The sequence below is a fragment of the Flavobacterium lacisediminis genome (genome assembly GCF_025909975.1).
In the GTDB taxonomy this organism is placed as follows: domain Bacteria; phylum Bacteroidota; class Bacteroidia; order Flavobacteriales; family Flavobacteriaceae; genus Flavobacterium; species Flavobacterium lacisediminis.
Genome location: NZ_JAPCIO010000002.1, coordinates 1 through 24,878, shown reverse-complemented (window position 1 = coordinate 24,878; position 24,878 = coordinate 1). Strand labels below are relative to the sequence as shown.

Here is a 24,878-nt window from a genome sequence, read left to right as displayed (position 1 = left end):
TTTTCGATTGCGAGTGCAAATGTAATGTATATTTTTTATTCTGCAAATTTTTCTAAAAAAAATATTAAAAAAATTATTAAACCGAAATCGTAAACAAAAAAATAGTTTCTTTGTAGGAGAATATAGAAAAATCAAAATATAATATGAATTCATTCAACTTTAAAAAGTGGAACACTATTTTAGGATGGTCTACTTTTATGGTAGCATTAATTACTTATTCATTAACTGTAGAACCTACAATGAGTTTTTGGGATTGTGGTGAGTACATCGCAACTTCAGCAAACCTAGAAGTAGGCCACCCGCCTGGAGCACCATTATTCCAAATGCTAGGTGCTTTCTTTGCTATGTTTGCCTTTAGTCCAGACAAAATAGCTTTGATGGTAAACTACCTTTCTGTATTCTCTAGTGCTTTTACAGTTCTTTTTATGTTCTGGTCGTTAACCATATTATTAAAAAAATTAATTGGTAACGAAAAAGAACTTTCAACAAACAATGCTATTATGATTTTAGGTAGCGCTGCAGTAGCAAGTTTATCATTCACTTTTACCGATAGCTTTTGGTATAATGCAGTAGAAGCTGAAGTTTATGCAATGGCAACTTTTCTAATTGCATTATTATTTTGGTTAGGATTACGTTGGGAACAAGAACTTAACACACCAAGAGGCAACAAATGGTTACTAATTATTTCTTTAGTTATTGGACTTTCATTTGGTGTTCACTTTATGGCTTTATTAGCATTTCCTGCAATTGGGTTTTTATATTTTTTCAAAAAATACAATAATATAACCATTAAAAGCTTCTTAATTGCAAATGTGGTTATCATTGCTATCTTACTTTTCATTTTTAAACTCTTACTCCCTTACACATTAGCTTTCTTTGGTAAAACGGAAATTTTCATGGTAAATAGCCTTGGAATGCCATTTAACTCAGGAACAATATTTGCCTTTATTTTAATTATTGCGGCTTTTTATTTTGGATTAAATTATACCAAGAAAAAAGGACATGTTTTTTATAATACATTAATCTTATCCACTCTTTTCATCTTGATTGGATTTTCAACTTGGATGATGTTACCAATTAGAGCAAATGCCAACACTCCAATTAACGAAAACAAACCTTCAGATGCGGCAGAAGTTTTAGCTTATTACAATCGTGAGCAATATGGAGAACAAAAATTATTCTATGGCCCTCAATTTTCAGACACTTATTCTGGCTTAGATCCTGTCACTCCTTATTTAGACGATAAGCCTAACTACGAGCGTGATTATAAAACAAAAAAATACATCATTACTAACGATTATATCAACGCGAAACAAAATACAGATGATGCTCATAAAGCATTATTACCAAGAATGTGGAGCAATGAACACAGAGAAAATTACATGATTTTTACTGAACCATTAGAGTTTAGAATTAATCCTGAATATGCTCATGAAGACGAATTAGTTCAAATTGTAACCCAATTTAGAAAAGCACACGCTGCTGGAGAAATTGACGAAGCAGATTATGATAAATTCTTAAAAGGATATGGTGAATATTTAATTGTAGACAAACCAACATTTGCTAACAATATGAAATTTATGGTACAATATCAATTTGGATATATGTACTTACGTTATTTACTATGGAATTTTGTAGGAAGACAAAGCGATGTACAAGGAAAATACGACAATACTAATGGGAATTGGTTAAGCGGTATTGATTTTATTGATGAGATGTTTATAGGAACTCAAAAAAATCTACCATCTGACATGCAAAATAATAAAGGAAGAAACACTTATTTCTTCTTGCCTTTCATTTTAGCAATTATCGGAATGGTATTTCATGCAAAAAGAGATGTAAAAAGTTTCTATGTATTACTTACTTTATTTTTATTCACTGGATTAGCATTAAAAATATATTTAAACGAAAGACCATTTGAACCAAGAGAAAGAGATTACGCATTAGTAGGTTCATTCTATGTGTTTGCCATGTGGATTGGGTATGGAATTTATGCCATTTTTGATACTTTAAAAAAATACATTCAACCAAAAGTAGCCATTCCTGTTGTGTTGGCTGTTTCATTATTAGCTTCTCCAGTGGTTTTAGCAGCTCAAAACTGGGATGACCATGATCGTTCGAACAAAGACACTGCGTTAACAATGGCGAAAGCATATTTAGATTCTTGTGAACCAAATGCCATTTTATTTACCATTGGTGATAACGATACTTTCCCATTATGGTACATGCAAGAAATTGAAGGCTATAGAACCGATATTCGAATCGTAAATACAAGCTTATTCATGACCGATTGGTACATTGACCAAATGAAAATGAAAACGCACAATTCAGAGCCTATACCTAGTTCTTTTAACAGAGAACAATACAAAGGAAGTAATAGAGATTATAGTTTGTATGTAGAAAGAACTAAAGAACCTTTATTATTAGATGAAATGATTAAATTCATTGCACTAGATGATGAAAGAGCTAAAATTGAATTAAATAATGGTCGTAAAATTAATTACTTCCCATCCAAAAAAGTAATTTACCCTATTGACAAAGCAGCGGTTATAAAAAACAAAGCTGTTTCAGAAAAATTTTATGATTCAATTGTTCCTGCTATCGAATTTGAAATCAAAGATGATGCACTTTACAAAAATCGTTTGATGATGTTAGACATCGTAAATCAAAATAACTGGAAACGCCCTATCTATTTTACTGGTGGAAGTTTTGGTGAGGACGATTATCTTTGGATGAAAGATTACCTTCAATTAGACGGAATGTGTTTTAAATTAGTACCAATTAAAACGCCTGCAGAATCTCCAAGTCCAATGAAAATGGGACAAATTGATGCTGATAAAATGTACAATATTGTAATGAAATGGGATTGGGGTAATAGCGGTAAATCGATTATCTATCACGATCCTGAAACACGTAAAAACAGTATTAGCTATAGAACGAATTTAGCTCGCTTAATGGAAGCTTTAATCATGGAAGGTAAAATGAATAAAGCAGAAAAAGTTATTGACTTGGCAATGGAAAAAATGCCTGTTCAATATTTTGAGTATTATTCAATGCTTGAGCCATTTGCGATTGGTTATTACGAAGTAGGTAAAAAAGAAAAAGCAAGAGCTATTATTTCTGAAGTCATTAAAAAATACCAAGAAAATTTAACGTTCTATAACAGCTGGAAACCAAGTGAACAAAACTTTGGAGCTATGGATATTGTAAGTGACATTGAATACTACAGAAGTTTACTTCAAGTTGCTGAATCGGCTGGGGATATAGAATTCTATAACAAAGAAAAAGTGAAGTTCAATAATTTCAACAAAATGTTTGAACGTTTTGGAAGAAAAATGGAATAACTAATTTTCAAAATATAAAATGTTCCAAGTGAAAGAAATTTCGTTTGGAACATTTTTTTTATACTAATTTTACAAGATGAACTTCAATTGGGTAAAAACAAATAAATGGATTAAAAAGATTTTCAATAATCTGGTTTGGGATATTCCAAATTCGGATAAAAAAATCTATTTAACTTTTGATGATGGCCCAATTCCTGACGTAACCGAATGGGTTTTAGATATTTTAAAATCCGAAGAAATCAAGGCGACATTCTTTTGTATTGGTGATAATATCAAAAGGCATCCAGAAGTTTATAAAAGAATTTTGTCTGAAGGCCATCAAACAGGAAACCACACCTTCAACCATTTAAACGGTTGGAAAACCGATACTAATCATTACATCGATAATTTCAAGTTGTGCGAAACTGAACACTCGAAACTCGAAACTCAAAACTCAAAACTCTTCCGTCCTCCTTACGGAAAAATCAAACCAAGTCAATCAAAAGCAATTCGACAATTTGGTTATAAAATAATCATGTGGGATGTTTTGAGTTATGATTTTGACTCAACCATTTCAGCAGAAAAATGTTTAGAAAACGCAATTTCAAATACAGAACAAGGAAGCATTATCGTATTTCACGATAGCCTGAAAGCAGAAAAAAATCTGAAATATGCATTACCAAAAGCAATACAAATTTTAAAAGATAAGGGGTTTGTTTTTGATGTAATTTCTTAGGCTTGTTCTTGCACTAAAGAAATCAATGTATTCGCATCAAGTTCGCCGCTTTGTCTCCATACCATTTGACCTTCTTTATAAATCATTAAAGTAGGCAAACCTTTAATACGAAGCGCTTCAGCTAATTCCTGATTTTTATCCACATCAATTTTAATTACACGTGCTTTATCTCCTAAAGCAGCCGCAACGTGACGAATTACTTCATTCATAGCTACTGAAGGTTCATTCCACTCTGTAAAAAAATCGATAAGTACAGGTACTTGAGCATCGATAAGTTCTCCAAATTTTGACATAAATTGAATTTATTAGTATCAAAAAAATAATTTTCACACGAAAATAATATACAAATGTAGCATTTTTACTGAATTACGCTACATTTTCTCCTTTTTTTAGTTCAATAACCGTTATTTCGGGCATAATTCCTACTCTACCAGGATAAGCATGGAAGCCAAAACCCCGATTTACATAAATATATCTTCCCGCATTTTCATACAATCCAGCCCATTGTTTGTAAACATATTGCACAGGACTCCATTTTACCCAACCCGGAATTTCTATCCCAAATTGGAAACCATGTGTATGACCAGAAAGCGTTAAATGATAATGATTGTCATCGTGCTGAATTTTCTCATCCCAATGACTTGGATCGTGACTCATTACAATTTTAAAATCTTCTTTCTTTAAACCTTTTGAAGCTAATTTTAAATCTCCTCGTTCACCAAATTTTCTTCCCCAGTTTTCAACTCCAACAATTGCTAATTCCTGATTGTCTTTTTTGATTTTCACATGTTCATTCAACAATAATTTGAAATCAATTTTATCATGAATCGCTTTTATTCCTTCAAAATTAGCTTGTTTTTCAGCTTGAGATTTCCAATCTAAATATTCGCCATAATCATGATTTCCTAAAATAGAAAACTTTCCGAATTTCGGATTATGAATTCCTTTGAAAGTATCAATCCAAGGATCCATTTCGGTAGCGTGTGTATTTACGATATCTCCAGTAAACAAAACCATATCCGAATTTTGCTCATTAATCAAATCAATCGCATATTGGATTTTCTCTGCATCATCAAAACTTCCACTGTGAACATCCGAAATGTGAGTAATCGTGGTACCATCAAAAGCATCTGGCAAATCAGGAAAAAACAAGGTTTGTTTGATTACTTTGTAATTGTATTTTCCAATGGTAATTCCATATAAAAATGAAGCAAACGGAATAGCAGCTATTCCTAAAGCAATCTGACTTACAAAACGTCTTCTTTCAGGTAAAAAACCTTCAGAACCACTTTTTGTTATCACGCCAATTAATCCAGCAAAAAAGCGGATAATGTCTTCTCCAAATAATATGATAGTCAATAATAATTTTGGCACATAAAGTAGTAACAACAACCCAAAAGTCAACATGGTTTTTGGTGTTTGCCCTACACTTCTATCAAAATGATATAATTGATAAACAATATAAAATAAAGCGATTGCAGATGTTATATAATAGAAAATAAAAAACCACTTCGATTTTATCAAAGTCTTAAACGCCTGAAAAGCATAGATTTCCAGAATGACAACAAATACTAAAAAAACAATCCAACGAATCATTAGCTCTTTTTTTTTGCAAAGTAAGGAACAAGTTAGACAAATTGATGCTGCATTAAATGAATTTTAACAAAGTTTTTTTAAGCAAAGAATTGTACTTTTACATTTTAAATGAAATTTCAGAACAATGTCACAAAAACGTCTTTTCCTTCTTGATGCTTACGCGCTTATCTTTCGTGGGTATTATGCTTTTATAAAAAATCCTCGTATCAATTCGAAAGGAATGGATACTTCGGCCATTATGGGATTCATGAATTCTTTAATGGATGTAATTAAACGCGAAAAACCAGATCATTTAGCCGTAGCTTTTGATAAAGGTGGAAGCGATTATCGTTTTGAAATGTATCAAGAATACAAAGCGCACCGTGACGAAACGCCAGAAGCGATTAAAATTGCTGTTCCCTATATTCAAGAATTATTAAAGGCGATGCATATTCCAATTATCGAAAAAGCGGGTTTTGAAGCCGATGATTTAATTGGAACTTTAGCAAAACAAGCCGAAAAAGAAGGTTTTCAAGTTTTCATGGTGACACCTGATAAGGATTTTGCCCAATTGGTTTCAGAAAATATTTTCATGTACAAACCTGCCCGAATGGGTAACGATATCGAGATTTGGGGAATTCCTGAAGTCTTAGAAAAATTCGAAATCGAGCGTCCAGACCAAGTAATTGATTTCTTAGGAATGATGGGCGATTCTGCCGATAATATTCCGGGATTACCTGGCGTTGGCGAAAAAACAGCTAAAAAATTCTTAGCGGAATACGGAACTTTAGAAAATTTATTAGCCAACACGCATCAATTGAAAGGTGCGATGAAAGAAAAAATCGAGGCGAATAAAGAGTTAGGACTTTTATCGAAAAAGTTAGCTACTATCCTACTCGATTGTCCGGTGACTTTTGATGCTGACGATTACGAATTATCAAAACCCGATGTTGAAAAAACGGATGCTTTGTTTCAGGAACTAGAATTCCGCCAAATGAAAGCGCAGTTTGATAAACTTTTTGGAAGCGGAAAAGAATATGACGAGATTGATTCTAACGGAACTAATTCAGACACTCCACAACCTACTAAAAAAGCGCCTGCAAAAAAATCAAACGAAGACCAATTTGATTTATTCGGTTTTAGTGATGAATCGGATGAATCAACTGCGAATCATTCGTATTATGCAACGTTAGAAAACACGACGCATTTTTACCAAATTATTCAAGGCGATTTACCAGTAAAATTATTAATGCAAAATCTATTGAATCAAACTTCGGTTTGTTTTGATACTGAAACTACTGGAATTGACGCTTTGAATGCCGAGTTAGTAGGAATGTCGTTCTCTTTCGAAAAAGGAAAAGGATTTTACGTTCCGTTTCCAGAAAATCAGGAAGAAGCACAAACATTAATTGAAAAATTCCGACCATTCTTCGAAAATGAAAACATCGAAAAAATCGGTCAGAACATGAAATACGACTTGAAAATTCTTTCGAATTACAACATTCAAGTCAAAGGAAAATTATTCGACACCATGATTGCGCATTATCTGATTAATCCTGATATGCGTCATAATATGGATGTATTGTCGGAAACGTATTTGAAATATGCGCCAAAATCGGTTGAAACTTTAATTGGTAAAAAAGGTAAAAATCAATTGTCGATGCGCGATGTTCCTTTGGAAGACATTAAAGAATATGCAACTGAAGATGCCGATATTACTTTCCAATTAAAAGAACATTTCCAACCTATTTTAGAAAAAGTAGGCACTAAAAAATTGTTTGACGAAATCGAAATTCCGTTAGTTCCTGTTTTAGCGGATATGGAAAAAGAAGGTATTCGTTTGGATGTGGAATTTCTAAAAAGTATGTCGGTTGACATGCAAAAAGAAATCGATGCATTGGAACAACAAATTTATGAAACTGCTGGTGAGAAATTCAATTTGGCTTCTCCAAAACAGTTAGGCGATATTTTATTCGACAAACTAAAAATTGGTGGCGCGAAACAAAAGAAAACCAAAACCGGTCAGTATGCTACTGGTGAAGAAGTGTTGAGTTATTTGGCAAATGAACATCAAATTGTGCGCGATATTTTAGAATGGCGTCAAATGGTGAAATTACAAAGTACGTATATTGATGCGTTACCAAATCAAGTTGATAAAAAAACAGGTCGAGTGCATACCGATTATATGCAAACGGTTGCCGCTACAGGTCGTTTGAGTTCGAATAATCCAAACTTACAAAACATCCCTATTCGTACCGAAAGAGGAAGACAAATTAGAAAAGCTTTCATTGCACGCGATGAAAATTACACCTTACTTTCTGCCGATTATTCTCAAATTGAATTGCGAATTATTGCTGCTTTATGCGGTGAAGAAAACATGATTAAAGCGTTTCAAAATCACGAAGACATTCATAAAAGTACGGCTGCAAAAGTATTCAATGTGCCTTTAGACGAAGTTACCAAAGAGCAAAGAAGTCACGCGAAAACCGTGAACTTCGGAATTATTTATGGCGTTTCGGCATTTGGATTGAGCAACCAAACCAACTTATCAAGAAAAGAAAGTGCGGATTTAATTGAAGCTTATTACAAAACCTATCCAAGATTAAAATCGTTTATCCAAGAGCAAGTGGATTTTGCTAGAGAAAACGGTTATGTAGAAACCATTTCAGGAAGAAGACGTTATTTAAAAGACATCAACTCAGCCAACGCAATTGTTCGTGGTGGTGCGGAACGAAATGCGGTGAATGCGCCAATACAAGGTTCGGCTGCGGATATTATTAAAATTGCGATGATTAACATCCACAAAAAATTGACTTCTGAAAATTGGAAATCAAAAATGTTATTGCAAGTGCATGACGAATTAGTATTTGATGTACACAACTCCGAATTAGAAAAAATTCAACCAATGATCAAACACGAAATGGAAAACGCATTCAAAATGGCAGTTCCGTTGGATGTGGAAATTGGATTGGGTAAAAACTGGTTGGAAGCGCATTAGGAAAGTGGTCAGTGGACATCCCGAAACTTCGGGAGCAGTTGGCAGTTGGATTAGTTTTGTCATTTCGACGTAGGAGAAATCTCATAATTTAATTTAAATGAAAATTTTAAAGAAAATCATAATAATTTTAATCATTATAGTTTCTGTAGTAATTATAATGATTAATGACATTAATGATAGAAATCAATATTATTCAATTGTTACTCCTGATGAAGAATTAAAAACATTTTTTATGCACAAAACTTCGGAAGAACAAGAAAAAGCTTATAAAGAGAATTTTGGAAATGAAGAATATAAATTCCCAAGAAAGAAAGTTGCCAAGGTTAAATTGTATCAAAACAAATTTTTAATAAGTCGATTAACTTCGAAAGATATTTCTGAAACTGATAAAATTAAACTATTAAACTTCTTTAATAACCCAGAAAATTTTAGTTGGGGAGAAACTACTTGGAGTTTAGACGAATCTGAATATATTTTGAGATTTTTTGACGAAAATGAAGTTGAAGTTGGTAAAATTTGGCTTTGTTTTGAAGGTTGTGGAATGACGAAATCAATTCCTTTTTCGCCAAACATGAAATATGGCGGATTAAGTAAATCTGGAAAAGATAAGATTAAAGAGATTCTTAATGATTACTGAAAAAGAAATAATTGATTTCATTGAAACAGAATATTGGAAATCCAATCTTCAGTCGAATTCTGATATTTTTGAAACAGTAAGAATTAGCGGCGATGATTGTTATGAATTAATAGAAAAGTTTTCCAAAAAATATGATGTTGATATATCAAACTTCTTATGGTATTTTCATCATGAAGAAGAAGGAAGTTGGAATAGCATTGGAGGATATTTTTATAAATCTCCTGACAAATTGGTTAAAAGGATTCCAATTACACCAAAAATGCTAACAAAGTTTGCTGAAACAAAAAAATGGGAAATTAATTATCCATATCATAAACTTCCTGAAAAAAGAAAAGACATTCTACTTAATAAAATTGTATTAATTGTCACCTTAATCCTGGCAATTATTGGATTCTTAATTAATGTAATGTGATAAATTTCTTCCAATCATTTTGCCATTTCAAATAATATTTAGATATTTGTCTAAATATTTAAATTAATATGAACGCAATTTTCAAAGCCTTAAACGACGAAACCAGAAGAGATATTCTGGAATTGCTGCGCAAACAGGAAATGACGGCTGGCGATATTGCGGACCAATTTCATATTTCAAAACCCAGTATTTCGCATCATTTAGATATTTTAAAACGTGCCGATTTAGTCACGAGCGAGAAAAAAGGACAATTTGTAGTCTATTCTTTAAACACTACAATTGTTGACGACATTTTACAATGGATTATTACCTTAAAAAAATAAAGTATGGAGAAGTTTAAAAAAGAAATTCCGTTTTTAGCAATTGCATTAATTCCTTTTGTTTATCTAATTTACATTTGGAATCGTTTGCCAGAAAAAGTACCCATGCATTGGAATGGCGCTGGAGAGATTGACCGCTATGGCGATAAAAAAGAATTGGTTGTCATGCTATTTATGTTGGTAGGAATTACTTACATCATCTTTTTAGTGATTCCGTTCATAGATCCAAAGCAAAAATTACAAAACATGGGCAACAAACTGAATAATTTACGAATGATTCTTACTTTATTCATGTCGGGTTTAGCGGTTTTTATTTTGTACAGTGTGCAACAAAAAAGCAGTAATCCTGGATTTGTGTTTGCAATTATTGGCTTGCTTTTTGCTTTTTTAGGTAATTATTTCAAAACCATAAAACCGAATTATTTCATTGGAATCAAAACCCCTTGGACATTAGAAAACGAAGAAGTTTGGAAAAAAACACATATTCTAGGTGGGAAACTATGGTTCGTAGGCGGACTTTTAATGGCGTTTACATTTTTGTTACCAAACGAAATGCAATTGTATACTTTTTTAGGAATTACTGCCGTTATTACAATTGTTCCGATTGTTTATTCCTATTTAGAATTCAAAAAAATCAAAAATCAGTAACAAAATAAAATCTCAACTACTAATTAGTAAAACAAAAAATCATGAAGAAATTACTATTACTTTTTGTATTTGCCATTTCTACTTTCACTTTTGGACAAGAAAAATTTGAAAAAATAGATAGTTTACTAACCTATTTAAATAGCAATAACAAATTTATGGGTTCGTTAACCATTCGTGAAGGTGAAAACGTTGTTTTCAATAAAGCCTATGGTTTTGCTGATGTTGAAAAAGGAATTAAAGCCGATCGCTTAACGAAATATAAAATAGGCTCAATTACCAAAACATTTACAGCGGTAATAATCATGCAATTGATTGAAGAAAAAAAACTAACACTTCAAACCAAACTGAATCGATTTTACCCAAAAATCCCAAATGCTGAAAAAATTTCGATTTACGACTTATTGCACCATAGAACAGGAATTGTAGACTACCTTAATGGTGATACCATAACTGGGCAAAACATTTATCGTCTTCATACAAAAGAAGAAATGATTAACAAGATAACTGCTTATCAACCGTTATTCGAACCTGGAACAAAACACGAATATAGCAACTCAAATTACAGTTTATTAGGCTATATCATCGAATCGATTACTAAAAAATCATATGCTGAAAACGTTCAAAATAGAATTTCAAAAAAAGCAGAATTAACCAATACCTATTTTCCTCAAGAAAAGATTAACTCAGCAAATAATGAAAGTTATTCTTATATGTTCAACGGAGAAACATGGGGGAAAATTGAAGAATGGGATAATTCGATTGCCTATTCAGCCGGAGCCATCATTTCAACTCCTGCCGATTTAACCCGATTTATGTATGCACTTTTTGAAGGAAAATTAGTAAAACCCGCTTCTTTAGAACAAATGAAAGAAATCAAAGATGGTTATGGAAAAGCTTTAGTGCAATTTCCGTTTGGAGAAAGACGTTTTTATGGTCACACGGGCGGAATAGAAAGTTTTAGAGCAGTTGTTGGTTATTATCCAACAGAAAAATTAGGAGTTTCCTTAATTGTAAATGGCGAAAATTTCAACCGAAACGACATTATGATAGGAATCTTAAGTATCTATTATAAAATGCCTTTCCCATTTCCTGTTTTTACAAAAATAGACGCAAAGGAATTAGTAAAATACACAGGAACTTATGCATCTAAAGATTTACCTTTAAAAATAACTGTTACAGAAAAAAATGGGGAATTATTAGCCCAAGCAACTGGTCAAAGCGCATTTCCCTTAACCTTTAAAAAAGAAAATACTTTTGTATTTACAGGAGCTGGAATTGAAATGGTATTTGGTGACAACACTTTTGTACTAAATCAGGGCGGAATGAAGTTTAACTTTACAAAAGAATAATATGCAGAACACCCTCGCTACCATCAAAAGTATTACCAATAGTAAATATCTCGATATCATTGGAGTGGTTTTGGTGGTGGGCGTTTCGGTGTATTTAGAATATTATAAAACTACTTACGATTTTAGTTTCGATGGAAAGAATTACTCGTTTTACTTGGGTTACTTTTCGATTTTAAACACTTGCTTATCCATGATGGCGACTCGATTGGTCACCAAGAAAAACAACATTGGAAATTTAATTAGTACTTGTAATACCTTATTAAGTGGAAGTATCGATTTTCTTTTAGGAAATATCGGTGCGATTTTAACGTATCCTGTTTCGTTTTTTGGAAACTATTTTGCCTTTAGAATTTGGAAGAAAAAACAATATTTGAATGCGATTGATGGTATCTTTTTCCGAAATATGGCAATAGGCTTACTCCTTTCACTAGTACTGAATTACATTGCTTTCACTACATTTTCAGACAAAGCGATTGATTGGAAATTATTTTTTGCCATTGCTATTCCGGCCGGAATTAGTTTTGGTGGCACATTTAATATAGGTAGAATGTATCCCGACAATTGGATCAATTGGCAAGTATATAATTTATTCAAAATTGTACAAAATGTAATGCTGATGAACATTGCCAACACAGCAAAATATGTGTTTTATATGTTCAATGCGATTTTGGGTTATATTACTTGGAAGGATGATAAGAAGATGCAGAATTAAAATAAATTTCCAAATTGAATATTTAAATTAATACTCTTTAGATTTTAATTATCCTCTTTCATCATTTTTTCATACTCTTGAGTTGTGTAAAAATACTTAAACCCATTTAGAGAATTAATTTTCCACTTACCATTTTCTTTATTAGCTTTTACTCTATAGGTATGAGACATTTGTTCATCCCAAGTCCAAATAAAGCTGGCAATATCTTTATTTATTACCAAACTATCAATAGTTAATGTTTTCCAATAATTATCTGGATAATCTTGACAGCCGCACCAATCATCAGCACCAGTTTCCCAAAGTGATATTCCATCATTCCTATTTCTCCATTTTAAGTCTGCTTTCCTAATTGAAGCATCTATATTTTTAGCTATTTCTTTGTGTTTGTTCAAGAATTCGATGCTGAAGAAATTAGTCATTTTGAAAACCTCGGTATTGTTTTGATATTTATCCCAGTCTATTCCAATAAAAATACTATCTCGTTCATCCTCATATTTATAAGGAAAATCCTCAGTTTCGTTATTCATGTGCCACTCATAAACTTGCCTAACAAGATTTGTTAATTCTGTGCTATCAATATTTGATTGATTGATTGTTGTGCTATCTTTTGCGATTATATTATTTTGAGCCTTTTCGCTACAACTAAAAATCAAGATTATAACCAAAATTACAAAGTAGAAATTTAAAACTCTCATAATATATTTTCTAAATTAATTCAATTTCCTAGTAGATTCTCTCTGACGCAACTCCGTTTTAATTACGACAGTTTTCGGTTGGTAAAACTCGTCTTTAGAATTAAGTTTGTGAATTAACAGTTCTGCAGCTTTGGCTCCAATTTCCGGTGCGTGTTGACTTACCGTAGATAAACTCGGAGTTAATCGTCTTGACCAAACACCATCGGCAAAACCAATAATATTTAACTCTTCTGGAATTTTGATTCCTTTTTTAAGCGCCATTTTCATAGCAGCTGTTGCACTGTGTTCGTCCAAAGCAAAAATAGCATCCATCTTTTTAGAAGCAATTAACTCTTGTAATTTCAAATCGAAATCTTCAATTGAAGTTTCTAAAATAATTAACTTATTATCAATTGGCATATTCCCATCGGAAATGGCTTTTTGGTAACCTTCTAAACGCAATTTTCCAACACTCAAATTATTTATCGTAGAAAGTAAAGCGATTTTTTTACTTCCCAATTTTATCAAATGCGAAGTAGCATCATAAGCCGAATCAAAATCGTCTACCACCACTTTATCGCAGTTAATACCATCGGCTACTCTATCAAACATAACGATAGGCGTTCCGCTATTCATGATATCTTTAAAATGTTTATACTCTTTTAAGGATTGCGTTTCTTCAGCAATAGCCACAATGAAACCATCAATAGTTCCATTGTTCAACATGTCCATAACTTGCTGCTCTTTATTGAAAGATTCATTTGAAATTCCGGTAATCACATTATACCCTTTTGATAAAGCTTCTTTTTCAATACCACTGAAAACTTTCGCAAAAAATGGATTTAAAATATTAGGAATAATTACACCTATAGTATTAGTACGCTGATTTTTTAAATTCTTGGCAATACTATTAGGTTTGTAATTCTGCAAAGCGGCATACTCTTGAATTTTTATTTTGGTAGCTTCACTGATTTCTGGACTATCACTTAATGCTTTAGAAACAGTAGATATTGATACGCCAAATTCTAGGGCAATTTGTTTTAGAGTTGCTTTTGCTTTCATAAATATCAGTTAAGAGGTAAAAATAGTGTATTTCTTGAATTAAAAAAAACAACTCCACTCGAATTTTACATAATGGTATGGACTTTAATAAATTAGAAAAAATAATATTTTCTATAAGGGGTTTGCAAATCTAATAAATAATTGTACTTTTGCACTCCCTTTATTGGGAATGGAATGTTTAATTTAAATTAATTATTGTGAACACATTAAGCTACAAAACAGTATCAGCCAACAAAGCAACTGCAGACAAGCAGTGGATTGTTGTGGACGCTGAAGGGCATAACTTAGGTCGTTTATCTACAAAAGTAGCAATGCTTTTAAGAGGTAAATACAAGCCAAGTTATACACCGCACGTTGATTGTGGAGATAACGTAATTGTTATCAACGCAGAAAAAATCAACCTTACTGGTAACAAGTTAGATGACAAAACGTACATCAGACACACAGGTTACCCAGGAGGTCAAAGAACTTTAACTGCTAAAGTAATGCAACAAAAAAACCCTGCATTATTAGTAGAAAAAGCTATCAAAGGAATGTTACCTAAAAACAAATTAGGTGCTGAATTATTCCGTAATTTAAATGTATATGTAGGTTCTGAGCACAAACATGCTGCTCAAACACCTAAAACCGTTAACCTAAACGATCTTAAGTAATGGGAGTTATTCACAAAATCGGTAGAAGAAAATGCGCTGTTGCACGTGTTTATGTTTCAGAAGGAACAGGAAAAATCACTGTTAACAAAAGAGAATTCACTAACTACTTCCCAACTGCAACTTTACAGTACAAAGTTATGCAACCAATGTCTATGACAGAAAATGCATCAAACTTTGACGTTAAAGTAAACGTATATGGTGGTGGTTCAACAGGACAAGCAGAAGCTGTGAGAATGGCTATTGCAAGAGCAATGTGTGAAGTTGAGGCTGAAAACAGAGCTATCCTTAAACCAGAAGGATTATTAACAAGAGATCCTAGAATGGTTGAACGTAAAAAATTCGGTCAGAAAAAAGCACGTAAGAGATTCCAATTCTCGAAACGTTAATATTCGATATTTATCAGAATATTTTTTCAGATACATTTTTACAATTAAAATTGAATTAAAAACAAAGTTGTCGATATTCCTTGTAAAAAGGGAATTAGTTTAGCATCTAAATTTTCAAGACCAACGCAAGTGACTACTTGAAAATTGCTAATCACGGAACGTAAACTATTACACAATGGCAAACAAAATTGACGTTAAAGAGTTATTAGAAGCAGGTGTACATTTCGGACACATGACTCGTAAATGGGATCCAAACATGGCTCCTTACATTTATATGGAGCGTAATGGTATTCATATCATTAACCTATATAAAACTGCAGCTAAAATTGAAGAAGCTAACGAAGCTTTGAAAAAAATTGCTGCATCTGGTAGAAAAGTATTATTCGTTGCTACCAAAAAACAAGCAAAAGATATCGTTGCTGAGAAAGCAGCTGCATGTAACATGCCTTACATCACTGAAAGATGGCCAGGTGGTATGTTAACTAACTTCGTAACTATCCGTAAAGCTGTTAAAAAAATGGCTTCTATTGATAGAATGAAGAAAGACGGTACTTTCATGACTTTATCTAAAAAAGAAAGATTACAAGTAGATCGTTTACGTGCTAAATTAGAGAAAAACTTAGGTTCTATTGCTGACATGTCTAGACTTCCAGCAGCTCTTTTTGTAGTAGACGTTAAAGCTGAGCATATTGCAATTAAAGAAGCACAAAAATTAAACATTCCAGTTTTCGCAATGGTAGATACGAACTCGGATCCACGTCCAATTGATTTCGTTATTCCTGCTAATGATGATGCTTCTAAATCTATTGATAAAGTTTTATCTTTAGTATCTGCTGCTTTAATCGAAGGTCTTTCTGATAGAAAAGTTGAAAAAGACGAATTACCAGCTAAAGAAGTAGAAGCTACTGAAGCTCCTGCTACTGAAACTGAAGCATAAATAAATTAAATTCCAAGAATTAAATTCCAAATTCCAAACTTGTTCTAACTTTTAGTTAGCAATTTAGTAAAATTGGAATTTGGGATTTAGTGATTGGGATTTTTTACTTTTATAAACAACAAATTAAAAAAAATACAAAATGGCAAATATTACTGCTGCAGACGTAAATAAATTAAGAACTATCACTGGTGCTGGAATGATGGATTGCAAGAAAGCATTAGTGGAAGCAGAAGGAGATTTCGATTTAGCTATCGAAAACTTAAGAAAAAAAGGTCAAAAAGTAGCTGCTAACCGTTCAGATAGAGAATCTACTGAAGGTGCTGCTATTGCTGTTATCAACGCAGACAAAACAGCTGGTGTAGCTATTACATTAAACTGTGAAACTGATTTCGTAGGTAAAAACGAATCTTTCGTAAAATTAGCTACAGATTTAGCTAACCAAGCGTTAAACTATGCTACTAAAGAAGAATTATTAGCTTCTGATTTCAACGGAATTACTGTTGCTGATAAATTAATCGAGCAAACTGGAGTTATCGGAGAAAAAATCGAAATCGGTGCTTTTGAAAGATTAGAAGGTGCATTTGTTGGATCTTACATCCACGCTGGTAAAATTGCTACTTTAGTGGCTTTATCTGCAAACGTTGATGGAGCTGACGAAGCTGCTAAAAACGTAGCAATGCAAGCTGCTGCTATGAACCCAATTGCTTTAAACGAAGCTGGTGTTGATGCTGCAATCATTGAAAAAGAAATCGAAATTGCTAAAGAACAATTAAGAGCTGAAGGTAAACCAGAAGCTATGTTAGACAATATCTCTAAAGGTAAAATCCAACGTTTCTACAAAGATAACACTTTAGTAAACCAAGATTATATCAAAGATAGTTCTATGAGTGTTGCTGCTTACATTAAATCAGTTGACGCTAACTTAACTGTGTCTGGATTCAAAAGAGTTGCTTTAGGATAATCATATTCTAAACACATAAATACAAAACCTTAATTCTTTAACAAGAGTTAAGGTTTTTTTCTTTTCAAAATACTGTATATTTGGGGTAATCGAAAAAAATAAAATAGCCTTGAAAAAAATTGCTCTTCTATTAGCCCTTGTATCAGTTTCCTTATTTGCACAAGAAAAAAAATACCAAAGTTTGCTGTGGGAAATTAGCGGTAATGGCTTACAAAAGAAATCATATGTTTACGGCTCTATGCACGTAAGCGATAAGGTTTCATATCATTTATCCGATAATTTTTTTAAACACCTTCAAGAGGCTGATATTGTAGCCAATGAAAGCGAACCAAGAACTTGGACTACGCTTTTTGATTTGTTTAGCTTTTATAGTCAATATACTAATCAAGGGAAATTTTACACCAATTTTTACATCAAACCGATTGAAAAAGATAATTTATACCCATTGTTTAGAAGTAGTAATTATAACCTTATAAGTTTACTTACTAGAACTGACGAAGCACAAAAAGATTATCAAGAAGAAACCTATCTAGATATGTTTATCTACAGAACAGGTAGAAAATACAACAAAAGAACCGTAGGTTTAGAAGACGTAAAGCAATCCACTTTAAACATCATGATGGCACAAGCTAAAATGGACGAAAGTGAAGTGGATAAAAACCGTCAAGCCATTTTAAAAATTTTAAAAAACAAATCCTACGACCAAGCACTTAACGATTATTACAGAGAAAAAGACTTAGACATGATTGATTCGTTAACCATGTTAAGTTCACCAAAATCGTTTTTAAAAGCCATGCTTTTTGACCGAAACGTTGAAATGGTTAAAAACATGGATTCGATAATGAAAACCGGAAGTTTGTTTAGTGCTATTGGAGCCGCTCACTTGCCAGGTCCAAAAGGAGTAATCGAATTACTTAGAGCTAAAGGATATAAAGTAACACCCGTATTTGGAAACTACACCGAAAAAGGAAAAGCAGCTAAAAAACAAATAGAAGAATACTTCACAAAGCCAGAATTAAAAAACAGAACAACTGCCGATGGTATGATTTCATTACCACTATTTGAAATTGTTTTAGAAAATGGAGAAGATTTAGAATCTCCAGATTTAGTAAATGGAGGCTTTGTAAATGTAAAAAGAAAACTTTTAAACGATTTCATAAACAAGAAAAACAAAACATTCAATATCAAAACATTAGACAGTTTGTTTTATGAAAATATTCCAGGAGAAATTCTAGAAAAAAAATCGTTTCAGGAAAAAAATTATTGGGTTTACGACATTAAAAGTAAAACCAAAACAGGCAACGCGCAACGTTATCGCTATTACATTACTCCGCTAGAAATTATTACAGTAATTATGGGCGGTGAAGGCGATTATGTAAGACGTTTTGAAGAAGATATTTTTTCAAAAATCGAATTAAAAGACAATAAAAACACTTGGGAAAAAATCAGTCCAAGAAAAGGAAATTTTGAAGTACAAGTTCCAGCTTACAATACTTACATTGGAAATAAAAACAATAGTAAAGACAATTCGGATATTGCTATTACGGCTCTAGATGAAAAGAAAAAGAGCTTTTACTTTTTAATCGAAAAAACGCTTCCTGAAATTGATAATTTAGAAAATTCGGAATACGAATTGAAGCGAATTCACCAAGAATTTTATGCTCAACATGAGTTAGATTCTACCCAAACTAAGTTCAATAAAGACCGAATTGCTTTCTTCTCTAAATCGAGTATTGAAAACAGAGAAATTCAATTGAAATCGCAATTAAATGGCAACAAATATTATCTTTTAGGTACAGTTAATGCAGAAGAAACAGATGCTAAACGTTTTTTTGACTCGTTTGAGATTAAACCTTCTATAGATCCTGAAAGTTATAGAATATTCCGAGACACTACCAATCACTTTAGTATCGAAATTCCAGAAAAACAGAATGAACACTTAGACTTTTTAGTTGAAAGAGAACTTCAAAACGGAAGTAAAAAGAAAAACCATTTTACGGCGCAGTCAAAAAACTACCAATTTTTAGGAAGTAATGGTTCTATCATTCAACTTAACTATTACAAATATCATCGTTATGAGTCTGAAAAATCATTAGATTCTATCTGGAAAAATTATCGCAAACAAATTATTGGAGATATTACTGTAAATGAAACCCCAGCAGATATCGAAGGGGATAATGAAGTAATTGAAGTGCCAATTCCAGAGGAAGATTTCAATTTAGCTTCCGATTATATGTTTTCAGATTGGGATAAAAAGTTATTTCCAAAAGAAGAAAAACTAAAAATTATTGACGAAAAAATTAGTTTCGACAAAGATAAAAACGTTCATACTTTTGAAGCTATGGTTTCTAAACCAAGTTCAAAACAAGCTATTAAATACAAGTTATTATTAAACGGAAATACCATTTACGAGCTATCAACGTTGGTTGCAAAAGACTATGACAATAAAGATCCATTTGTAGAAAAAACATTCCATTCGATTGCTCTAGAAAACAAAAACACAGAGAACATTTTAGAAAATAAAATGGACTTATTTTTAAGCGATGTTAGAAGTAAACACGACAGTATTCGTTATTCTGCCTTAAAATCAATAGAGCATTTAACTGTTGGAAAAGAAGATTTACCAAAGTTTAAAACCTTCCTAAATACTTTTAAATTCAAAGATGATGAAACTGAAATTTTAGGGGAATTATATGAAAAATTAGGTCAAATCAAATCGCCTGAAGTCATTACATATTTAGAAAATGCTTACAAGAAAGAAAACACAAATACTGTTATTCAGTTTGCCGTTTTAAGAGCATTGACCTTTCAAAAAAGCAAAGAAGCATACAAGAAAATTTTAGAATTGTTAGAATATGATTTACCAATTTCAGACAATGAATATGAAATTATTGGACTCTTTAATCATTTTGAAGAAGATTTAGAAAATAGTCAGGTTTTGTTTCCAAATATTTTTCAATACTACAGCATTAAAGAGTTTCATGAGCCTATTGTTTCTTTTACACATCAACTTTTACTAAAAAATCATGGTAATGCAAAAAAATTAAAATCGTACAAAAAAATGATTTTAACTAATGCAAAACTAGAGTACAAACGTTTAGCTAGTTGGAAAAGTAAACAAAACTTCAAAAACGAAGATGAAGACGAATATTATGAAGAAGACGAAGCTCCAATAGAAGATTTCATTAGTTATTATACCATTTTATATCCGTTTAAAGCAGAAAAAGATGTGGCACAACTATTTAAAAAAGCAACCGATTTAAACATTGAAGAATTAGATTTAGCTTTTGCCGAAGTACAATTGGAAAAAACCAACCAAGTTGATTCACAAACAATGGATAAAATTGTTGGAAATGAAAAAATTCAGTTTATTGGGTTTTTAATGATGCATCACATGAAACAAAATTCGTTCTTAACGAAATACGATGAAAAAACTATTGCCATGGCTGCCGAAATTTACTCGGAAGACATCGATAAGAAAAAAGACTCATTGTCATTCTATGATTCTAAGGAAATTCGATTTAATGGTAAAAAAATCATGTATTTCTTCTTCAAGAAAATAAACATCGAAGAGAATTCATATAATTCAAATCAACAACAAATAAGTGGCATTGCATTTATCATTGAAAATGGAAAAATTAACATTAAGGAATATTGTAAATTAAATGCCAAAACCTATTTAGAAGAAAAAGAAATAGATGCCATAATTAAAAGCATGATAGACGAATCGTTAAACGATAATCACAGAAGAGCCTCTTATGGTAAATTAAAAATGAATAATAATCTTTTTGGTGATTTAGAAGACTATTAGTATGTTTCATAGAAAAAAAGACATTATATACGTTGTTTTAGCTGGGATTTTCATTACCAATGCATTAGTTGCGGAATTAATTGGTGGAAAATTAATCCATGTTGGCAACACCGTAATGAGTTTAGGTATTTTACCTTGGCCCATTGTGTTCATCACCACAGATTTAATCAACGAGTATTTTGGTGAAAAAGGTGTAAAAAAATTATCATTCATAACCGCTGGTTTAATTGCCTATACCTTTTTTTTATTACTAATAGGACTTCAAATTCCAGCAGTAAAAGGTGATGGATTAATATCTGACGATCAATTTAATGCGGTATTTGGTCAAAGTATGTGGATTATAGTAGGAAGTATTACTGCTTTTTTGGTATCGCAATTAATTGACGTCACTATTTTTCACTTTGTAAAAAACCGAACTGGAAAGAAAATGCTTTGGTTAAGAAGTACAGGTTCAACTGTAATTTCACAATTATTTGATAGTTTTATTGTTTTGGGAATTGCCTTTTGGTTACCTGGAAAAATAAACGGCGAAACGTTTGTAGCATCTGCATTTACAGGATATTCAGTTAAACTAGGAATTGCTATTTGTTTAACGCCTTTAATTTATCTCGGACATTATTTAATTGACAACTATTTAGGAGCAGAAAAACATGGAAACTAAACAAAGATGCGCTTGGTGCGAAAAAGATGATTTATACCGCAATTATCACGATAACGAATGGGGAAAACCAGTTTATGATGATGAAACTATTTTCGAATTTTTGATTTTAGAAACATTTCAAGCGGGATTAAGTTGGTATACTGTTTTAGCCAAAAGAGAAAATTTCAGAAGAGCATTTGATAATTTCGATTTGAAAAAAATTGCCAATTATTCAGAAGATAAAATGGCGCAATTAGCAGAAGATACTGGAATTATTAGAAACAAATTAAAAATTAAAGCAACAATAACCAATGCACAAGCTTTTATAGAAGTGCAGGAAGAATTTGGAAGTTTCTCCAAATATATTTGGGGATTTGTGGATGGAAAACCAATTGACAACCAACCTAAAACCTTAAGCGAAGTAAAAGCAACTACACCTATTTCAGACGCATTAAGCAAAGACATGAAAAAGCGTGGATTTAAATTTGTAGGTTCAACTGTTATGTATGCACACATGCAAGCTACTGGAATGGTGAATGACCATGTTGTAAATTGTCACACAAGAAAATAAAAATATGAGTAACGACCCACTTCACGGAAAATCATTAAAATCCATTGTAGAACAATTAGTTGACTTTTATGGTTTTGATACTTTGGCAGAACTCATTAACATCAATTGCTTCAAAGAAAATCCATCAATAAATTCAAGCTTAAAATTCTTAAGAAAAACGGATTGGGCAAGAAAAAAAGTTGAGGAATTGTATGTAAGAACTTTGCCTAAACTTTAAAAACAAAAAGGCTGTCAGATGACAGCCTTTTATTTACAAACTATAAATATAAATACCTAGCAAAGTTAATATTACATAAAGTAGTATTAATAAAATTTCAAACTTATATTTATAGAGAAACTTCATTAATTTTTAATCAATTTATGTGACTCAGAATTACCATTAGCATCTGTAACTTTAAGTAAATAAACTCCAGTATTAATGTTTGAAATATCAATACTATTTGTTCCATTAGCTAATGATTGATTGTAAACTAATTTTCCTAATAAATCATAAATTTCTACTGAAACATTTTGTTGCGAAACAATATTGAAAATTCCCGTTGAAGGGTTAGGATAAATAGTAATACTATTTACATTTTCAAAATCTGAATTTCCTAAAGTTGCACAAGTATTACCTATTGTAATTGTTGAACCTGATCTCCAGTTTGAAGTAGCTCCTGTTAAAGCAAAACTAGTTAAAGTTCCATTGTTTGCATTACTAGAACTGTCAAGAAGTGAAGTAACTGTTGAATTGTTCACGCTATCATTACCTTGGTTAAACTTGTAATAAGCAACTAATTCAGGTTGTGATTGTGCTTCACAATTCATTGTATTCATAATATCTGTAGCTGTTAAAGCCATATCCCACAATCTTACTTCGTCTATATCACCATCAAATCTTTCAGACGTATTAGATCCAATACTAAAACTAGTTGTTCTCGAAGGAATTACTCCTGTTTTTGCAGATGAATTAGCTAATACTCCGTCAATATAGATTCTCATTGTAGTTCCATCCCAAGTTCCAGTAACATGTTGCCAAGTATTTAGAACAACAGAACCTACAGCTGATACACTTGTATAACCACTTCCGCTATCTAACCAAAAAGCATAATTTGCTCCATCACGTCTTAGCATCATTTGCATAGAATTATTATTCGTTGGATAATTATAATTACCTACAATAGTTCCTAAACCAGAATTAGTTTCAGATCTTACCCAAGCTTGGATAGTAACTTTTGTTTTACCTGTAAAATAAGTAGTTAATCCAGAACCCAAATCTACCACATCATCAATTCCATCAAAATTCAAATGAGTTGCAGGTGCAGGTGCGTTAACTGTTACCACAATTTCAACTCTGGTACTCTCACAACCATTTGCATTTGTTGAAGAAACCCAATAAGAAGTGTTTCCTGCAGTAGCAGTACTTGGAGTTGGAGCTGTTGTAGAACCTGTTCCTCCTGTTGCTGTAGTATACCACATTAATCCTGTTCCATTTGCACCAGTTGTAGCAGTTAAAGCAGAAGCTGTGTCTCCTTGATTATAAGTTACTGGTGTTGTTACTGATGCCACCGAAGGCACAATTGAACCTGTTGCTACAGGTGAACCTACTAAAAAGTTAGAAGTAGATCCGTTTAATGTGAAATTTGTTATTGTTCCGTTAGGCCCTGTTGTTGCTAACAATGTCGTAATTGCTGAATTGTTAGCTTGATCAACTCCTTGATTGAATTTATAATAAGCTATCAAACCAGACTCTGTCCCTTGTAATTCGCAATTTTTAGTGGCTAATAATTGATCTGGTGTTTTTGCTATATTCCATATTTTAACTTCATCAATTGATCCGTTAAAGAATTCACCACCATATCCTGAAGCACCAATCATATAAGGCTGAGCAGATGTTTGTAAACTGTAAGCTAGAGGGATGTTTACTGATGCTGCTTCTATTCCATCTATATAAAGTTTCAATGTGGTATCATTATAAACCATTGCAACATGATGCCAAGTATTTGCTACAATTGAACCAACAGAAGTGTTAGCTCCATATGCTCCAAAACCTAAAAATCCATTTAGTCTTGATCCATCAATTCTTAAATTGAATTGAGCTCCATTCGAAATATGATTCCCAACAATAGTTTTTACTCCAGTAGTATTTGGAACATTAATCCAAGCTTCGGCTGTAAAGAAATTAGCTCCATTTAATGTGCTCGATAACGAACTACCTAACCCAACCATATCATTTGAACCATCAAAATTTAAGTGAGTTGCAGGCAAAGACACCGTCACAACAATTTCTGTTCTTGCACTCTCACATCCATTTGCATTTGTAGAAGAAACCCAATAAGAAGTATTTCCAACCGTAGCAGTTGAAGGAGTTGGAGCAGTAGCTGAACCTACACCACCTGTTGCTGTAGTATACCATAATAATCCTGTTCCGTTTGCACCTACTGTTGCAGTTAATGCTGATGCTGTTGCTCCTTGAGCATAAAAAACTGGAGTA

At 32.2% G+C, this 24,878-nt stretch carries 22 protein-coding genes; 17 read left to right on the top strand and 5 right to left on the bottom strand.

Going from position 1 to position 24,878, the window contains the following annotated elements; translation table 11 throughout:
• The first annotated feature begins 143 nt into the window (after positions 1-143).
• Both OJ995_RS02670 and OJ995_RS02665 read left to right on the top strand, forming a co-directional pair.
• On the top strand, positions 144-3,344 hold the full coding sequence (locus OJ995_RS02670) for a glycosyltransferase family 117 protein (protein ID WP_264368037.1): 3,201 nt from the start codon (positions 144-146) through the stop codon (positions 3,342-3,344).
• A 76-nt stretch (positions 3,345-3,420) separates the two neighbouring features.
• Positions 3,421-4,059, top strand: a complete 639-nt coding sequence (locus tag OJ995_RS02665) for a polysaccharide deacetylase family protein (RefSeq protein WP_264368036.1) — start codon at positions 3,421-3,423, stop codon at positions 4,057-4,059.
• Here OJ995_RS02665 and OJ995_RS02660 read toward each other — a convergent pair.
• A complete protein-coding gene (locus OJ995_RS02660; RefSeq protein WP_026724375.1) occupies positions 4,056-4,352 on the bottom strand; it encodes a thioredoxin family protein in 297 nt (98 codons plus the stop codon). The two genes, OJ995_RS02665 and OJ995_RS02660, sit on opposite strands and share 4 nt — an antisense overlap.
• A 73-nt stretch (positions 4,353-4,425) precedes the next feature.
• Entirely contained in the window at positions 4,426-5,655 is a 1,230-nt protein-coding gene (locus tag OJ995_RS02655) for a metallophosphoesterase (protein WP_264368035.1), read from the bottom strand.
• Between the two features lie 124 nt (positions 5,656-5,779).
• On the opposite strand from OJ995_RS02655, the gene polA reads away from it, so the two are divergent.
• The 7 genes from polA (at position 5,780) to OJ995_RS02620 (ending at position 12,710) form a co-directional block, all read left to right on the top strand.
• Entirely contained in the window at positions 5,780-8,632 is a 2,853-nt protein-coding gene (gene polA / locus OJ995_RS02650; RefSeq protein ID WP_264368033.1) for a DNA polymerase I, read from the top strand.
• Between the two features lie 97 nt (positions 8,633-8,729).
• Positions 8,730-9,269 carry a hypothetical protein gene (locus tag OJ995_RS02645; RefSeq protein WP_264368032.1) on the top strand — a complete coding sequence of 180 codons (540 nt, stop codon included), beginning with the start codon at positions 8,730-8,732 and terminating at the stop codon, positions 9,267-9,269.
• Positions 9,259-9,681, top strand: coding sequence for a DUF1493 family protein (locus OJ995_RS02640; protein WP_264368031.1), 423 nt, complete (start codon positions 9,259-9,261; stop codon positions 9,679-9,681). The genes OJ995_RS02645 and OJ995_RS02640 overlap by 11 nt, the downstream gene beginning before the upstream one ends.
• 68 nt (positions 9,682-9,749) lie before the next feature.
• Positions 9,750-10,004 carry an autorepressor SdpR family transcription factor gene (locus OJ995_RS02635; RefSeq protein WP_008256034.1) on the top strand — a complete coding sequence of 85 codons (255 nt, stop codon included), beginning with the start codon at positions 9,750-9,752 and terminating at the stop codon, positions 10,002-10,004.
• A gap of 3 nt (positions 10,005-10,007) precedes the next feature.
• Positions 10,008-10,649 (top strand): SdpI family protein, encoded by a 642-nt coding sequence (locus OJ995_RS02630; protein WP_264368030.1) that lies wholly within the window; start codon positions 10,008-10,010, stop codon positions 10,647-10,649.
• A gap of 41 nt (positions 10,650-10,690) precedes the next feature.
• Positions 10,691-11,998, top strand: a complete 1,308-nt coding sequence (locus OJ995_RS02625) for a serine hydrolase domain-containing protein (protein WP_264368029.1) — start codon at positions 10,691-10,693, stop codon at positions 11,996-11,998.
• A gap of 1 nt (position 11,999) precedes the next feature.
• Positions 12,000-12,710, top strand: coding sequence for a nicotinamide mononucleotide transporter family protein (locus OJ995_RS02620; RefSeq protein WP_264368028.1), 711 nt, complete (start codon positions 12,000-12,002; stop codon positions 12,708-12,710).
• Positions 12,711-12,754: 44 nt separating this feature from the next.
• Here the strand turns inward: OJ995_RS02620 and OJ995_RS02615 are convergent, their stop codons facing one another.
• Together OJ995_RS02615 and OJ995_RS02610 are read right to left on the bottom strand one after the other, a co-directional pair.
• A complete protein-coding gene (locus tag OJ995_RS02615; protein ID WP_264368027.1) occupies positions 12,755-13,237 on the bottom strand; it encodes a hypothetical protein in 483 nt (160 codons plus the stop codon).
• Between the two features lie 183 nt (positions 13,238-13,420).
• Positions 13,421-14,446, bottom strand: a complete 1,026-nt coding sequence (locus OJ995_RS02610; RefSeq protein WP_264368026.1) for a LacI family DNA-binding transcriptional regulator — start codon at positions 14,444-14,446, stop codon at positions 13,421-13,423.
• 197 nt (positions 14,447-14,643) lie between these two features.
• Between OJ995_RS02610 and rplM the strand changes: the two genes are divergently transcribed.
• The 8 genes from rplM (at position 14,644) to OJ995_RS02570 (ending at position 22,622) form a co-directional block, all read left to right on the top strand.
• Positions 14,644-15,099, top strand: a complete 456-nt coding sequence (gene rplM / locus OJ995_RS02605; RefSeq protein ID WP_133608466.1) for a 50S ribosomal protein L13 — start codon at positions 14,644-14,646, stop codon at positions 15,097-15,099.
• A complete protein-coding gene (gene rpsI, locus OJ995_RS02600) occupies positions 15,099-15,485 on the top strand; it encodes a 30S ribosomal protein S9 (protein WP_008256015.1) in 387 nt (128 codons plus the stop codon). Before rplM ends, rpsI begins: the two co-directional genes overlap by 1 nt.
• Before the next feature lie 175 nt (positions 15,486-15,660).
• Entirely contained in the window at positions 15,661-16,422 is a 762-nt protein-coding gene (rpsB, locus tag OJ995_RS02595) for a 30S ribosomal protein S2 (protein WP_008256012.1), read from the top strand.
• Between the two features lie 139 nt (positions 16,423-16,561).
• Positions 16,562-17,383 carry a translation elongation factor Ts gene (gene tsf / locus OJ995_RS02590; RefSeq protein WP_264368025.1) on the top strand — a complete coding sequence of 274 codons (822 nt, stop codon included), beginning with the start codon at positions 16,562-16,564 and terminating at the stop codon, positions 17,381-17,383.
• Between the two features lie 109 nt (positions 17,384-17,492).
• Complete coding sequence (locus OJ995_RS02585; protein WP_264368024.1) at positions 17,493-21,194, top strand: TraB/GumN family protein; 3,702 nt, start codon at positions 17,493-17,495, stop codon at positions 21,192-21,194.
• A 1-nt stretch (position 21,195) separates the two neighbouring features.
• A complete protein-coding gene (locus OJ995_RS02580) occupies positions 21,196-21,855 on the top strand; it encodes a queuosine precursor transporter (protein WP_264368023.1) in 660 nt (219 codons plus the stop codon).
• Positions 21,845-22,405, top strand: coding sequence for a DNA-3-methyladenine glycosylase I (locus OJ995_RS02575; RefSeq protein ID WP_264368022.1), 561 nt, complete (start codon positions 21,845-21,847; stop codon positions 22,403-22,405). Before OJ995_RS02580 ends, OJ995_RS02575 begins: the two co-directional genes overlap by 11 nt.
• Before the next feature lie 4 nt (positions 22,406-22,409).
• Positions 22,410-22,622, top strand: coding sequence for a VF530 family protein (locus OJ995_RS02570; protein ID WP_264368021.1), 213 nt, complete (start codon positions 22,410-22,412; stop codon positions 22,620-22,622).
• 125 nt (positions 22,623-22,747) lie between these two features.
• On the opposite strand, the gene OJ995_RS02565 is transcribed toward OJ995_RS02570, so the two are convergent.
• On the bottom strand, positions 22,748-24,878 hold a 2,131-nt coding region (locus OJ995_RS02565; protein ID WP_264368020.1), incomplete at its 5' end, for a LamG-like jellyroll fold domain-containing protein.